This window comes from Cereibacter ovatus (genome assembly GCF_900207575.1).
In the GTDB taxonomy this organism is placed as follows: domain Bacteria; phylum Pseudomonadota; class Alphaproteobacteria; order Rhodobacterales; family Rhodobacteraceae; genus Cereibacter_A; species Cereibacter_A ovatus.
This window is the reverse complement of record NZ_OAOQ01000010.1, coordinates 55362-68537: the sequence shown is the minus strand read 5'-3', so window position 1 is coordinate 68537 and position 13176 is coordinate 55362. Positions and strand designations below refer to the sequence as shown.

The window sequence follows — 13176 nt, the reverse complement described above, 5'->3', positions numbered from 1 at the left end:
ATGTCGCTTGACATGTTTCGCCTCGACGGCAAGACCGCGCTTGTAACCGGCGCCAACCGCGGCATCGGCCTTGCCATCGCGACCCTGTTCGGCACCGCGGGCGCGAAGGTCATGCTGACCGGCCGAACCGAAACCGACGCGGTGCGGGCGCTGATGGCGGCCGATCCCGACCGCTTTGCATGGGTTGCAGGCGACGTGACCGACCCCGCCACCCCCGAGGCACTGGTGGCGGCGACGCTGGACCGTTTCGGCCGGCTGGATGTGCTGGTGAACAACGCAGGCGTCGCCGATGGCGGCAACTTTCACGACTTCGACGATGAACGGCTGGCGCGGATCATCGACACCAACCTGATCGCCCCGTTCCGCATCGCCCGCGCGGCGATCCCGCCGATGCTGGCGCAGGGCAAGGGCGCCATTGTCAACATCGGCTCGATCTCGGGCCATGTCGCGAACAAGCCGCAACTTCAGGTCGCCTACAATTCGTCGAAGGCGGCGATCCACCAGATGACCACGGTCATGGCGTTCGAATATGCCGCCCGCGGCATCCGGGTGAATGCGCTGGCGCCGGGCTATGTCGTCTCGGACATGACGGCAAAGGGGATCGCGGATCAGGACATGAACCGCGTCTGGACCGAAAACACCCCGATGGGCCGGTTCGGACAGCCCGAGGAAATGGCCGCCTGCGCGCTGTTTCTGGCATCGGACGCGGCCTCTTATGTCACCGGCGCCACGCTGGTGGCCGACGGCGGCTACATCACCCACTGACACGCGACAGCACGAGGAAGGACAGCAGACATGGGCGACAGATTTGCCGGCAAGGTGGCCGCGATCACCGGGGGCGCGTCCGGCATCGGACTTGCCACCGCCGAGGCGCTTCTGGCCGAGGGCGCAACCGTCGTGGTCGTCGACCGCGATCGCGCGGCGTTGGCGGCGATAGCCGACCGCCACGGGCCAAGCTGCATCGCGCAGGTGACCGACCTGCTGGACCCGGCAAGCTGCGATGCGATGGTGCCCGAGATCCTTGAAAAGGCGGGGCGGATCGACATCCTGCATTGCAACGCCGGCAGCTACATCGGCGGCGATCTGGCCGAGACCACCCCCGCCGCCATCGACCGGATGCTGAACCTGAACGTCAATGCGGTGATGAAGAACGTCCACGCCGCAATCCCGCACATGTCTGCGCGCGGCAGCGGCGACATCATCGTGACCTGTTCGGTCGCGGGCCATTCCGCGATCCCGTGGGAGCCGGTCTATTCCGGCTCGAAATGGGCGATCACCTGCTTTGTCCAGACCATGCGCCGGCAGTTGATGAAGCAGGGCATCCGCGTGGGGCAGGTCTCGCCCGGGCCGGTGATCTCGGCCCTGCTGGCCGACTGGCCCGAGGAAAACCTGCGCAAGGCCAAGGAAAACGGCGCGCTGATCGAACCTTCGGAGGTGGCCGATGCGGTGCTGTTCATGCTGAGCCGGCCGCGCAATGTCACCATCCGCGACATGATCGTGCTGCCGTCGAACTTCGACATCTAGGACCGCCGCGGGCCCGTTCCGCCAAAGCCGGGGGCGGTTCCGCCCCCGGTTGTCGCATGTCCGACAACCGCGCGCAGGGTTGCGCACAAGATCCCGCCTTTTCGGGTATTTCCGGCCATTCACGCTTGGCACGGTTCGCGCTTTATCCGTTATGCAGTTCAACGCCATATCGGGGAAGCCAATGCAACAGGGTCAGAACCGGGCCAGCCCCCCGACAGCCGGCAGCGGCACCGCTGTTGCCGTGGTCGCGGCGGGCGGGGATGATCTGCCGTGGCGCATCTGACCGGGCGGCTGCACCTTGCCCTTCGCACCCTGCCAACACCCGCCCCACTGAAAAGGAGACCTGCATGTTCCTCATCGACGATCAGGCGCTGCTGACGATGATCCGCGAGGATGTGCCCTATGGCGACCTGACCACCCGCGCGCTTTCGTTCGGCGGCGTCAGGGGGCACCTGACCTTCACGGCCCGCGATCCGATGACCGTCTGCGCGATCGAGGAAGCCGGCCGGATGTTCGAGCTTCTGGGCTGTGCGGTCGACCGCGCCGCAGCCTCGGGCGAGCGCCGCACCCCGGCAGAGCTTCTGCTGGCCGCCGCCGGCCCGGCCGAGGCGCTGTTCGCCGGCTGGAAGGTGGCGCAGACGCTGGTGGAATGGGCCTCGGGGGTGGCCAGCGCGGCACGGGCGATCGTCGATGCGGCCGGCGCGGTGAACCCGCAGATCGTGGTGGCCTGCACCCGAAAGGCGGTGCCGGGCACGCGGGCGCTGGCCTTCAAGGCGGTGACGGCGGGCGGGGCCTCGATCCACCGCATCGGCCTTTCGGATACGGTGCTGGTCTTTCCCGAACATCGCGCCTTCGCGGCGGGCTGCCTGAAGGGGCAACTCAAACGGCTGAAAACCTCGTGCCCCGAAAAATGCCTTGTGGTCGAGGTGACCAACCACGACGACGCGTTGCGGGCCGCCGACTGGGGCGCCCATGTTATCCAGCTTGAGAAATTCCTGCCGCACGATGTCGCGCGCGTGGTGCAGGCGCTGACCGGGTCGGCGGCGCGGATCGCGGCGGCGGGGGGCGTCCATGCCGGCAATGCCGCCGCCTATGCCGAAAGCGGCGCGCATGTTCTGGTGACTTCGGCACCCTATCACGCGCCCCCGCTGGATGTGGCGGTGCGGCTGGAACCGGCCTGAGACGCCGCCGGATGCCCGCTTGGTTTCCGGTTGCAGGACCGACGGTTCGGGCAGGACGGTCTGGCTGTGCCCGAAGCGGCGGGCATGTGCGCCGCCAGCCGTTCCGATGAAGGCGCCGGGGCAAACCCGGCGGCTTTTCCTGCGCGCAGCGCAAGGTGATTCTCGCGGCCTGCACAACCGGCAGGCATGTCGTGCAAATCCTGTGCTGACGACTTTTTTCGCCCGTCGTGACCCGCACTGCGCCGCTGCGGTGGGACGCCGCGGCCAGATCCGCAAAACCGGGCCGGTGGCCCGGCACTGCCCCCCATTGCGCCAGATTCCCCGTGATCGGCGGCGCAAGGCCACAAAAGCCAGATGTCACGCCCCGATGAGGACAGGGCTTGCGGCAATGGCTGCGCCGGGGTGTTATGAAGTTCACCCACATAACGAAAATGAAAGTATCCGATGCCCCCTCTGTCCCGCCCGGCCCTTGCCGCCGTTCTTGCCCTTTCTGCCGCGCCGGTCGCCGCCGATGAGGTGATGGTCTTTGCCGCCACCTCGCTGAAGAACGCGCTTGATACCATCGCCGCCGACTATGAGGCCGCCACCGGCAACAGCGTGACGATTTCCTACGCGGGGGCGAATGCACTGGCGAAACAGATCATCGGCGGCGCGCCGGCGGATATCTTCATCTCGGCCGCGGTGAACTGGATGGATGCGGTCGAAACCGAGGGCCTTGTCGTCGAAGGCACGCGCAAGGATCTGCTGGGCAACACGCTGGTTCTGGTGGCACATGGCCCGGCCGCGCCGGTCGAGATCGGCCCCGGCTTCGATCTGAAGGGGCTTCTGGGCGACGGCCGGCTGGCGATGGCGATGGTGGATGCGGTGCCGGCGGGCCAGTATGGCAAGGCGGCGCTTCAGTCGCTGGGTGTCTGGTCCGCGGTAGAGCCTTTGGTGGCGCAGACCGAAACCGTGCGTTCGGCGCTGGGGCTGGTCGCCTCGGGCGAGGCGCCCTATGGCATCGTCTATGCCACCGATGCGGCTTCCGATCCGCGGGTGACGGTGGTGGGCACCTTCCCCGAGACCAGCCACCCGCCGATCCTTTACCCTGCGGCCCTGCTGACCGGGGCCACCGATCCGGCCGACCGCGCCTTCCTTGACCTGCTGTCGGGTGCTGCGGCGGATGCGGTGTTTGCCGGGCATGGCTTCCGGATCGTGGACTGACACGGCATGACTGACTGGCTTTCCCCCGATGAATGGCGCGCGGTGGCGCTGTCGCTGCGCGTCTCGTCCGTGGCGACATTGGTCAGCCTGCCGTTCGGCATCCTGACCGCGCTGGCGCTGGCCCGGGGCCGCTTTCCCGGCCATGGGCTGCTGAACGGGCTTGTGCATCTGCCGCTGATCCTGCCGCCGGTGGTGACGGGCTATCTGCTGCTGCTGACATTCGGGCGGAAGGGCTATGTCGGGCAGTTCCTTGACCAGTGGTTCGGCATCGTCTTCGCCTTTCGCTGGACTGGCGCGGCGCTGGCTGCGGGGATCATGGGCTTTCCGCTGATGGTGCGCGCGATCCGGCTGGCGATCGAGGCGGTGGACCCGAAACTGGAACAGGCGGCCTCGACGCTGGGCGCCTCGCGCCTGTGGGTGTTCTTGACGGTGACGCTGCCGCTGATCCTGCCGGGGATCGTGGCCGGTGCGATCCTGGCCTTTGCCAAGGCGATGGGAGAGTTTGGTGCCACCATCACCTTCGTGTCGAACATCCCCGGCCAGACCCAGACACTGCCGTCGGCGATCTATGCCTTTCTTCAGGTGCCGGGCGGCGAGACACAGGCCGCGCGCCTTGTGCTGATCGCGATCGCAGTGGCAATGGCGGCGCTGCTGTTGTCGGAATGGGTCAGCCGGTCGATTGCCAGAAGGATCGCGGGGGCATGACGCTTTCGGTGACACTGGGCCACAGCTTTGGCGGCTTCACGCTGGATGTGGCCTTCGAGGCCCCGCCCGGTGTGACGGTGCTGTTCGGCCGGTCGGGCTGCGGCAAGACCACCGTGGTCAATGCGGTTGCGGGCCTGTTGCGGCCCCAGCGCGGGCGGATCATGCTGGACGACCAGCGCCTGCTGGATACCAACGCGCGGGTGGCGGTGCCGCCCCACCGCCGGCGCATTGGCTATGTCTTTCAGGATGCGCGGCTTTTCCCGCATATGACGGTGCGGCAGAACCTGTCTTATGGCCGCTGGTTCGCGCGGCGGGGCAATGGGCCGGACATCGGCCATATCGTCGATCTGCTGGGCATCGGGCCGCTTCTGACCCGCCGGCCCGGCCTGCTTTCGGGCGGAGAGAGGCAGCGGGTCGCCATCGGGCGCGCGATCCTGTCCAACCCGCGCCTTCTGCTGATGGACGAGCCATTGGCCGCGCTGGACGAGGGCCGCAAGGCCGAGATCCTGCCCTATCTGGAACGGCTGCGCGACGGGCTGGGCCTGCCGATCCTGTATGTCAGTCATTCGGTGGCCGAGGTGGCCCGGCTGGCCACGACGGTCATCCTGCTGGATGGCGGGCGGGTCCGGGCGGCGGGGCCTGCGGCCTGCGTGCTGTCGGACCCGCAGGCCGCGCCGCTGTTCGGCCTGCGCGAGGCCGGCGCCATCCTGACCGCCCGGGTCACCGCCCGCGAGGCTGACGGCCTTGTCCGGCTGGACTGTCAGGCCGGCACGCTTTGGCTGCCCGATGCGCCGGCCGCACCGGGCAACAGCGTCCGGTTGCGGGTGCTGGCGCAGGATGTGATGCTGGCGCTGACCCGGCCCGAGGAGATCTCGGCGCTGAATGTGCTGGCGGGAACGGTGCAAGAGGTGATCCCGGGCGCGGGGCATGATGCGCTGGTGCGGCTGCGGGTGGGGGATGACGCACTGCTTGCCCGCATCACCGCGCGGTCCGCCGGGGCCCTGGCGCTTGCCCCCGGACGGCCGGTGTTTGCGGTGCTGAAATCGGTCGCGGTGGCGCCGGAAAGCATGGGGGCCTGACGCTGGCCCCCTGAGCCGCGTCAGGGCAGCGCAAGGATGACATGGCTGGATTTCACCAGCGCGGTGGCCACGTCGCCGGGGGTCAATGCCAGATCCTCGGCACTTTCGCGGGTGATGGTGGCGACAAGCGTCTTGCCGGCGCCAAGGTCCAGCACGATTTCGCTGTTCACCGGCCCGTCGGTGCGGGCGATGACGGTGCCGGTCAGACGGTTGCGCACCGAAAGCTGGCCAAGCACGGCGCCCTTGGCGATGATCACGAAGCTGGATTTCACAAGGGCAAAGACCTCTCGGCCCGGGGCAAGCCCCATCTCGGCGGCGCTGCGCCCGGTGATGACCGCGGCAAGGGTCTGGTTGCCGCCCAGATCCATCACCACATCGGCGCTGACCGCGCCTTCGGTAACGGCGGTCACGGTGCAGCGATAGGTGTTGCGGGCAGAGGTTTTCATCATCAGGCCCCAGAGAATATCGGCGGGATCAAGGTCGATCTGGCTTTCCAGCGCCCCCAGCACGCGCGCAAGCCCGCCGTCGATGGCGGCGAAGGCGGCAACCACCTTCTCGCCCGAGGGGGTCAGCGCAGCGCCCCCCCCTGCCCGCCCGCCCGGTGCCGCCGACACCAGCGGATTGGCAAAGACGTTGTTCATCGCCTGAACGGCATCCCATGCGGCCTTGTAGGACAGCCCCACCTCGCGCGCGGCAGCCGAGATCGAGCCGGTCCGCCCGATCGCTGCCAGCAGCGCCGCCCGATCCGACCCCATCCGCGCGGTTCCCGGCCGCTCGACCGTGACCGCACCCCGTAACCGCTCTGGCACCGAAGCCCCTCCCTTGTTCACCGGGGCGACCTTAGCCGCAACCAGGGCCAGCGTCACCGACGGATCTGCCGTGGCCGTCAGCGGACAAAGGGCCGCTTGCGGTTGCGGTGGCTGAACTTCGTCGGCACCGTGCCAAAGCGGGCCTTGAAACACTTCGAGAAATGCGAGACCGAGCCGAAGCCGCAGGCGGTGGCAACCTCAAGCAGGGTCAGATCGGTCGTGCTGAGAAGGTTGCGCCCCCGATCCAGCCGCAGGCCGCGATAGAACTCGCCCGGGGTTTCGCCCAGCACGGTCTTGAACAACCGCTCGATGTGGCGACGCGAACAGCCGGCGGCGGCGGCCAGTTCCTCAAGCGACAGCGTGTCTTCCAGATGGTCGGTCATCAGCTTGACCACCGCGATCAGCGCCGGATTGCGCGACCGCATCAGCACCGCAAGCGAGCTGCGCTGGACCGGCTCGACCCCGGCCATCACCGTGCGCAGGCACATCTCGGACACCATGGCGGCAAATTCCGCACCATGATCCTGCGCGATCACCGACAGGATCATGTCCGTCGAGGCCGCCCCGCCGCCGCAGGTCATCATCCGTCCGTCGATCTCGAACCGGCTTTCGGTGGGCGTCAGATCGGGGAAGGCTTCGGCAAAACCGGGCTGATTTTCCCAATGCAGCGTGAAGCGGCGACCGGCCAGAAGCCCGGCACGGGCCAACGCCACCGCGCCGGTGCAGATGCCCCCCACCGTGCCGCCGAAACGGGAATGACGCGCCACCGCCGCCACGATCGCCGGCGCCGCGGCCTTGGCCGGCAGGTTGCCCGCACAGACAAACAGCCGGGTGTCGCGGTCAAGCGCCTCAAGCGGGCCATCGGCGGCAACCGCGATCCCCGAGGAACTGGCAACCGGCGCGCCGGTTTCGGACAGCACCCGCCACTGATACAGTGGATGTTGCGACAACTGATTGGCGATGCGCAACGGCTCGACCGCGGAACTGAAGGCCAGCAGGGTGAAGCCCGGCACCAGAACGAACGCGTATTTCCGCGTGGCGCCGGGGCTGGGAACCGGGAAATAGGCGGCCCCCGGCGGCACGAGGGGCTCGCGCTCGGGCAGGGTCTCGTCTCCGCAATCCATCGCTTTGTGCCCTTTCGACCGCCACTCGTCCCCCGCGCCGCGCATGGGTGGCGACCGATACAGGCAGGGGTCTGTCCCGGACATCCCCCCCGCGCGCCGTGCAGGCGTCGGTGACAAGCGTGGGCAGGATACACAGGTTCAGCCCGCCGAAAAATGCCCTTCGCATCGGCCGGACAGGTTGAGCGTCGGGCGCGCACACGGGCCTTGCCGCTCTTGGCCCGTCATGGCGGGAAAGGGACACCCTTGCGCCGGGTCATCCCGACTTCGGCCCCCGGGTGGCGGGGCAAGGATGTGGCCCGGCCCCTGCGCCGAGATGCACCGCGCAAGCAGGGCCGGGCCGGACGGTCGTCAGGCCCGCTTCAGGCGCAGGCCCCGCATCAGGCCCACCGCGCCAAGCGCGCTAAGCAGCAACAGCCCCGCCGCAGGTACCGGCACCGCGGGAATCGAATCGATGTTGCTGAATTCGAACGAGCCGCCGCGATTGAAGGCGGTGAACCGCACCGCATCGAATTCGATCCCCGACAGGGACACAAGCGCCGCACTTTGCCCCGGCGACTGGACCACCGGGCCGAACCAGTTCAACTCGGCGCCCCAGAAGTTGGCGACCTGAATGCCCCCCAGCAAAAGCTCGATCCAGTTGCTTTGATCGGGCGAGCCCCACAGAAGCGACAGCGCCTTTTGCGGATTGGCGAAGGCCAGAAGGGCCTGATTGAAATCGGCCCCACCGGAACCGGGGGCGAACACGGTGAAGAACGGGATCTCTTTCCAGCCCGTCAGGCCGTTCGACACATCCGGGGCACCCAGCACGCCGCCATAGAACGGCGAGCAGGCATTGCCGCAGGGATCGTCCACCTTGCCCGTGGCCGGGTCGATGGCGAAGTCTTCACTGGGCAGCATCCAGTTTTGCGAACCGGCCGCCCATGCCGCGCCATTCGGCAGCGTGGTGCTGCGCGACGGATCGACGGCCGCCCAGGCATCCGCGCCCATGCCCCCAAGGCTGGCCGAAAGATAGGCGCCCGAGGATTGTTCAATCGAGACGGTCGCCGCCTCGGTCGCGGTTGCCAGTGCGAGCGACGCAAGCACAACCGGAATACCAATGAATTTCATCAAACTGATCTGCCTTTGCCTTGATGGCGCCACAAATCCGTTGAAGCGCCCTGTCCTCGACGCTAGCACCGCACGATTGAAAATTGCAATCGATGTTCGGGAACGAACTGTTTGCAAAACCCGAACATGGGAGACGCGGCCACAGGGTGATCGCGTTTGCGGCAAAACCGGCGCCCGGCCTGATGGCAAGGGACGCGGACGGCGACACTTCTCACAGGGGTCGGTCGCCGGCGGTGATGTGGCACGAACGTCGGCTGATCGCGCCGGATGCGCCGAGGCCGTGCATGAAGGATCATCGGACGTGACAGACCGGCATCGGCATCTTGCCATTGCAGGGCCGTCTTCCCGCAGGCACAGGCGCCACCGCATCCTGGCCGCATTTCCCGCGCGCAGGCAGTCTAGGGCGTGTGCAGTCAGGATTGCCGGGCAATCTGCGGCATTCCCCCGCGCGCAGGCAGTCTAGGGATGGACAACGTGGCGCCTTGGCCGCGATGGCCCGCGCCGTTACTGTCTGCCCCGCGTCTGATCGCAAAGGATGGGACATGGACAACAATCCAGCGCAGACATTCTGGGACAAGGTGGCCGTGCGCTATGCGGCGCGGCCGGTTCGGGATGCGGCCGCCTATGAGGAAACGCTTGCCGATGTCGCCGCGCGGCTGCGGCCGTCCGACCGGGTGCTTGAGATCGGCTGCGGCACCGGAACCACCGCGACAAGGCTTGGCGGCGGCGTCGCGGAATGGACCGGCGCCGACTTCTCGCCCGGGATGGTTCGGATCGCACAAGCCAAACCCGCGCCGGCCGGCGTCCGCTTCATCCTGTCCGACGCCGATACCGTCTTTGACGGATCGCCGTTCGATGCGGTTTGCGCCTTCCATCTGCTGCATCTGGTGCCGGACATGCGCGCGACGCTGGCGCATGTCCACGACCATCTGAAACCGGGCGGGATCTTCATCTCCAAGACCTGGTGCTTCGCCGATCTGGGCCTTGGGATGCGGATGCTGATCCCCGTGCTGCGGGCCTTCGGCCTGTTCCCGCCGGCAAACCGGCTGAAGGCTGCGGATCTTCGGCAGGCGATCACGGCGGCGGGGTTCGAAATCGAGGTCGACCGCAGCTTCGGCCGCTCGCCGCACTGTCCCTATATCGTCGCGCGAAAGGCTGGATGACCGGCGGCGCCGTTCCGGCGATGCGGGCGTTCGCGCAATGGGCGGCCGATGGGCGCCTTAGCCGGTCATGCCGGCCAGAATGCGGCTTGCCTGCCGGGCATCGTCACCGGGGTCCAGGGTGATCTCGGCCGCGAGATGGTCGTGAAGGATCAGCAGTTGCAGGACATCGAACCGGCCCAGCGGCGCCCCGCCCAGCCGGTCGGCAAGGCTGGCACACAGCCCCGGGGCCAGGGCGATCAGGCCGGCGAACCGCTGGCGCAGGTCTTCATCCTGCGCAAGCTCCGACCCGGTGGCCGTGACGAAGAACTGGCCCTCTTCCGGTTCAAGACGATCGGCAAGCCACTTGTCGGCATAACGCAGCGCGGCCCATGCGGCGCGCGACGGCAACGATGTCTGAACGGTGATCAGGGTACTCATGCATGCGATTATCCGCCCGCAGCCTGCCGGGCACAAAGCGCCGTTCGCCGCAGGTCATGGCGCGGCCGCATGAACGATCAGCCCGTTTTTCCGCCTGAACGCCCAGCGGATGGGCAAAGCCCCGGGCCGTCAGTCCTGCGTGGTCATCATCGGGCCCTGGCCATCCACCGCGGGGCGCAAGGCATAGCGCACCGGCCGGCCGCCGCGCGTGCCATCGGCGGCGTGATCGCCAAGGGCGGACGGATCGCCGGGCCGCGTGCCCTCGCGCGTCCAGCCCAGCAGCCGGCCCGCGGGATCATGGCGGAACCTGTCGCGCCACGGCGCCCACCAGAACAGCACCGGATCATAGGCCACCCCGCGGCCCTCGGCATCGTAATCGACACGGGCAAGGCGCGGCACCCCGTCTGGACCCGGCTCATACTGGCGCAGTTCGGGCGGCAGCATGACCGAGACGAAGGCCGGGGCAGACAGCGGCCCGCCCGCCTCGGCAAAGACCCCGACATCGATCCGCCCCGAAACCGGCCCCGGCGCGGTGGTGCCAAAGCCCGCAGGCGCGGGGCGCGGGCTCTGCCAGCCGAAAGAAATCCGCGCCCGCCGCCCTGCGGCGTCAAGCGGCGTGATCGTCACCGCCGACGGATCGCCACGCAGCAACACCCAGCGGAACGCAAGCGGCCGGCCCGCAGGGGACATCGTCGCCGCCGCCGAGATCACCATCTGGCGCCGCCCGGCCATGTCGCGCCAGATCCGGGCAATGGCGCCCGGCGTGTCGAACAGCCGCTCGGAGGCGGCCAGCAGACCGGCAGCGGGCAGGAAATCCTCTTCCACCACCCGCAGCAGGACCGCGGGCGGGATTGCCTCGGGGCCAAGGCTTGCGGCCAGCGCCACCTGTGCCGCCGGGTTCAGCGCCGCCGCCGCGAAAGCAGAGGGATGGGCCGCGCCGCTGAGATAGGCCGCATTGCCGCGCAGCCCCTGTTGCGCCCGGCGCAGCACCATCTGCACGGTCGACCCGACAAGACCAAGGGCAACCATGCGCGCCTGCGTCTCGGCGGGGAAGGCCGCAAGGATCATGGCCAGCGCCCGCAGAAACGGCTGGTCGCTGCCCGAAGATCCCTGACTTGTCGTGGTATAGGCCCAGTTGGCGGGAAAAAGATCGGCGCCGTCATGGTCGCGATGCTCGGGGTAGACATAAAGCGCGCCGGCCGCGTAATCCGCGGCTGTCCGGGCGGGGCCGCCCGGCGCGGTCATGGCAAGGCGCGGCAGGCTGCGCCAGTTCGGCCTGCGCGTGTAGGCCGTCGAGGAGTTGCCCAGCGTGATCGCCGGAAACCGCAACGCGCCGGCCAGACCATAGCCCAGATCCGTCAGGTCGGGGCCATAGACGATCCGCGTCATCTGCGGAAATCGATCCGGCCGAAGCGCGGAATGGCCGCGGTCGCGGTTGTCGTAAAGCACGCCGGACAGGCCCGCCGCCTGCCCCGCGGCAAACAGGCGGCGCAGCAGGGCGGCCTCGGGGGTGGTGTCCTCGGCGGCAATCACCGGGCGGGCGATGCCGTCGGGGCCGGGCAGCGCCGCCGCGGGCAGGCCAAGCACCCCGGTCGCCGGATCGCCCTGAAACATCGCCCGGCGCAGATGCAGGATCGGCGAGACAGGGGCCACAGCCTTGGCCCATGCCCGAACCGCGGGGCCAAGCCCTGCCAGAGTGACCAGAAGAAAACGGCGGCGTTGCATGGTGCGATGATAGCAGCCCGAACGGCCAGACAGCAGAGAGTTTGCCGCCGCACCACGGGGCCGGGCGCCATGATGCGGCGCAGGCCGGTCGCAGGCGCGGCGGCATCGCTGCCGTGGACCGGGGCAGGCATCGGTCACAGCGGCGCGACACTTCGGGCGCAAGCGATCCACTCGGGGTTACGCTTCGGGCCTGCTCGGCGCAGACGCCCATGTGCGTCCAGCGGATGAACCGGCTGCAAAGCGTCTTCCGCGATGCCCTGCCACGGGAAAGCAGGGCCATCGCTTCTGTCGTTGCTGCGGGATCGCGACACCTGCAAATACAGGGGGGCCGTGGGCCCCGCCTGAGTTCGTGCCCTCAGATCACAGGATGAAATCCGAGATGTCGAGTTGCGCCAACTGCATGTTGCTGATCGAGATCGTCGTATCGGCGGAAAGGGCAAGGACAACGTCATCCCCGACCTGTTGGGCTCTGTTGATCACCGCCATGGCCTGTGCGTAGCTGAAATCATCAAGCTCGATACGGTCCTCGCCATTGACGAAATCGGTGATGATGTCGCGCCCGTCGCCGCGTTCGAATTCGAAGCGGTCCGCACCGGCGCCGCCCGTCAGAATATCGTTGCCGCGCCCGCCTTCGATCTTGTCGTTGCCGGTCCCGCCGTCCAGACGATCATTGCCCGACCCGCCGTCAAGCTCATCCCGGCCATCGCCGCCCCAAAGGCTGTCTTTGCCGCGTCCACCGTCGATGTCGTCATCTCCGGCCCCGCCCTGCAACTGGTCATTGCCGCCGCGCCCCTCGATATCATCGTTGCCCGATCCACCGACAAGGGTGTTTGCCGCATTGGTGCCATTGATGTCGCGCCCACGCTCTGGCTGAACCGGGGTCGAAGGTTGAGGCAGGCTGACCCCCGCGAAATCAGACAGATCCAGATCAGAGAGGCGGAAGTTCTGAAGGGTGATGGAGGAATCGGCCGAAAGGGTCAGGACCACGTCACTGCCGACCTGCCGTGCCTGACCGATCATCGACTGAATGGTGGCCGCGTTGAAATCATCAAGCTCGATACGGTCCTCGCCATTGACGAAATCGGTGATGATGTCGCGCCCGTCGCCGCGTTCGAATTCGAAGCGGTCCGCACCGGCAC

At 68.0% G+C, this 13176-nt stretch carries 13 protein-coding genes; 7 read left to right on the top strand and 6 right to left on the bottom strand.

The genetic code is table 11. The features are described from left to right. From CRO07_RS11530 to modC, 6 genes are all read left to right on the top strand, one after another. Positions 1-765 (top strand): SDR family NAD(P)-dependent oxidoreductase, encoded by a 765-nt coding sequence (locus CRO07_RS11530; protein ID WP_097030839.1) that lies wholly within the window; start codon positions 1-3, stop codon positions 763-765. 30 nt (positions 766-795) lie between these two features. After that, the gene (locus CRO07_RS11525) at positions 796-1524 is read left to right on the top strand and encodes an SDR family oxidoreductase (RefSeq protein ID WP_097030838.1); all 729 of its coding nucleotides are present in this window, start codon (positions 796-798) and stop codon (positions 1522-1524) included. Positions 1525-1871: 347 nt separating this feature from the next. Then, positions 1872-2705, top strand: coding sequence for a ModD protein (gene modD / locus CRO07_RS11520; RefSeq protein WP_097030837.1), 834 nt, complete (start codon positions 1872-1874; stop codon positions 2703-2705). 444 nt (positions 2706-3149) lie between these two features. Next, complete coding sequence (gene modA / locus CRO07_RS11515; RefSeq protein WP_097030836.1) at positions 3150-3908, top strand: molybdate ABC transporter substrate-binding protein; 759 nt, start codon at positions 3150-3152, stop codon at positions 3906-3908. A 6-nt stretch (positions 3909-3914) separates the two neighbouring features. Continuing rightward, positions 3915-4613: a molybdate ABC transporter permease subunit gene (gene modB, locus CRO07_RS11510; RefSeq protein WP_097030835.1), complete on the top strand. Its 699-nt coding sequence runs from the start codon at positions 3915-3917 to the stop codon at positions 4611-4613. Then, the gene (gene modC / locus CRO07_RS11505; RefSeq protein ID WP_097030834.1) at positions 4610-5692 is read left to right on the top strand and encodes a molybdenum ABC transporter ATP-binding protein; all 1083 of its coding nucleotides are present in this window, start codon (positions 4610-4612) and stop codon (positions 5690-5692) included. Before modB ends, modC begins: the two co-directional genes overlap by 4 nt. A 20-nt stretch (positions 5693-5712) precedes the next feature. On the opposite strand, the gene CRO07_RS11500 is transcribed toward modC, so the two are convergent. From CRO07_RS11500 to CRO07_RS11490, 3 genes are all read right to left on the bottom strand, one after another. Next, on the bottom strand, positions 5713-6501 hold the full coding sequence (locus CRO07_RS11500; protein ID WP_097030891.1) for a TOBE domain-containing protein: 789 nt from the start codon (positions 6499-6501) through the stop codon (positions 5713-5715). 77 nt (positions 6502-6578) lie between these two features. Beyond that, positions 6579-7625: a GlxA family transcriptional regulator gene (locus CRO07_RS11495; protein WP_235840987.1), complete on the bottom strand. Its 1047-nt coding sequence runs from the start codon at positions 7623-7625 to the stop codon at positions 6579-6581. A 348-nt stretch (positions 7626-7973) separates the two neighbouring features. Then, a complete protein-coding gene (locus tag CRO07_RS11490) occupies positions 7974-8732 on the bottom strand; it encodes an Npun_F0296 family exosortase-dependent surface protein (RefSeq protein ID WP_097030833.1) in 759 nt (252 codons plus the stop codon). 542 nt (positions 8733-9274) lie between these two features. Between CRO07_RS11490 and CRO07_RS11485 the strand changes: the two genes are divergently transcribed. Continuing rightward, positions 9275-9895, top strand: a complete 621-nt coding sequence (locus tag CRO07_RS11485; RefSeq protein ID WP_097030832.1) for a class I SAM-dependent methyltransferase — start codon at positions 9275-9277, stop codon at positions 9893-9895. Positions 9896-9952: 57 nt separating this feature from the next. Here CRO07_RS11485 and CRO07_RS11480 read toward each other — a convergent pair whose 3' ends face one another. The 3 genes from CRO07_RS11480 to CRO07_RS11470 form a co-directional block, all read right to left on the bottom strand. Further along, positions 9953-10312 carry an ABC transporter related protein gene (locus CRO07_RS11480; protein WP_097030831.1) on the bottom strand — a complete coding sequence of 120 codons (360 nt, stop codon included), beginning with the start codon at positions 10310-10312 and terminating at the stop codon, positions 9953-9955. A 129-nt stretch (positions 10313-10441) separates the two neighbouring features. Continuing rightward, the gene (locus CRO07_RS11475; protein WP_097030830.1) at positions 10442-12037 is read right to left on the bottom strand and encodes a hypothetical protein; all 1596 of its coding nucleotides are present in this window, start codon (positions 12035-12037) and stop codon (positions 10442-10444) included. A 360-nt stretch (positions 12038-12397) separates the two neighbouring features. Then, the coding region (locus CRO07_RS11470) for a calcium-binding protein (RefSeq protein ID WP_328589341.1) at positions 12398-13176 on the bottom strand (779 nt) is incomplete at its 5' end.

Excerpts from the sequence above, each read along its gene's own strand:
- CRO07_RS11525 (WP_097030838.1), top strand. The coding sequence starts at position 796 with ATGGGCGACAGATTTGCCGGCAAGGTGGCCGCGATCACCGGGGGCGCG.
- CRO07_RS11480 (WP_097030831.1), bottom strand. The coding sequence starts at position 10,312 with ATGAGTACCCTGATCACCGTTCAGACATCGTTGCCGTCGCGCGCCGCA.
- CRO07_RS11485 (WP_097030832.1), top strand. The coding sequence starts at position 9,275 with ATGGACAACAATCCAGCGCAGACATTCTGGGACAAGGTGGCCGTGCGC.
- CRO07_RS11475 (WP_097030830.1), bottom strand. The coding sequence starts at position 12,037 with ATGCAACGCCGCCGTTTTCTTCTGGTCACTCTGGCAGGGCTTGGCCCC.
- CRO07_RS11490 (WP_097030833.1), bottom strand. The coding sequence starts at position 8,732 with ATGAAATTCATTGGTATTCCGGTTGTGCTTGCGTCGCTCGCACTGGCA.
- CRO07_RS11530 (WP_097030839.1), top strand. The coding sequence starts at position 1 with ATGTCGCTTGACATGTTTCGCCTCGACGGCAAGACCGCGCTTGTAACC.
- CRO07_RS11495 (WP_235840987.1), bottom strand. The coding sequence starts at position 7,625 with ATGGATTGCGGAGACGAGACCCTGCCCGAGCGCGAGCCCCTCGTGCCG.
- modD (WP_097030837.1), top strand. The coding sequence starts at position 1,872 with ATGTTCCTCATCGACGATCAGGCGCTGCTGACGATGATCCGCGAGGAT.
- modC (WP_097030834.1), top strand. The coding sequence starts at position 4,610 with ATGACGCTTTCGGTGACACTGGGCCACAGCTTTGGCGGCTTCACGCTG.
- modB (WP_097030835.1), top strand. The coding sequence starts at position 3,915 with ATGACTGACTGGCTTTCCCCCGATGAATGGCGCGCGGTGGCGCTGTCG.
- modA (WP_097030836.1), top strand. The coding sequence starts at position 3,150 with ATGCCCCCTCTGTCCCGCCCGGCCCTTGCCGCCGTTCTTGCCCTTTCT.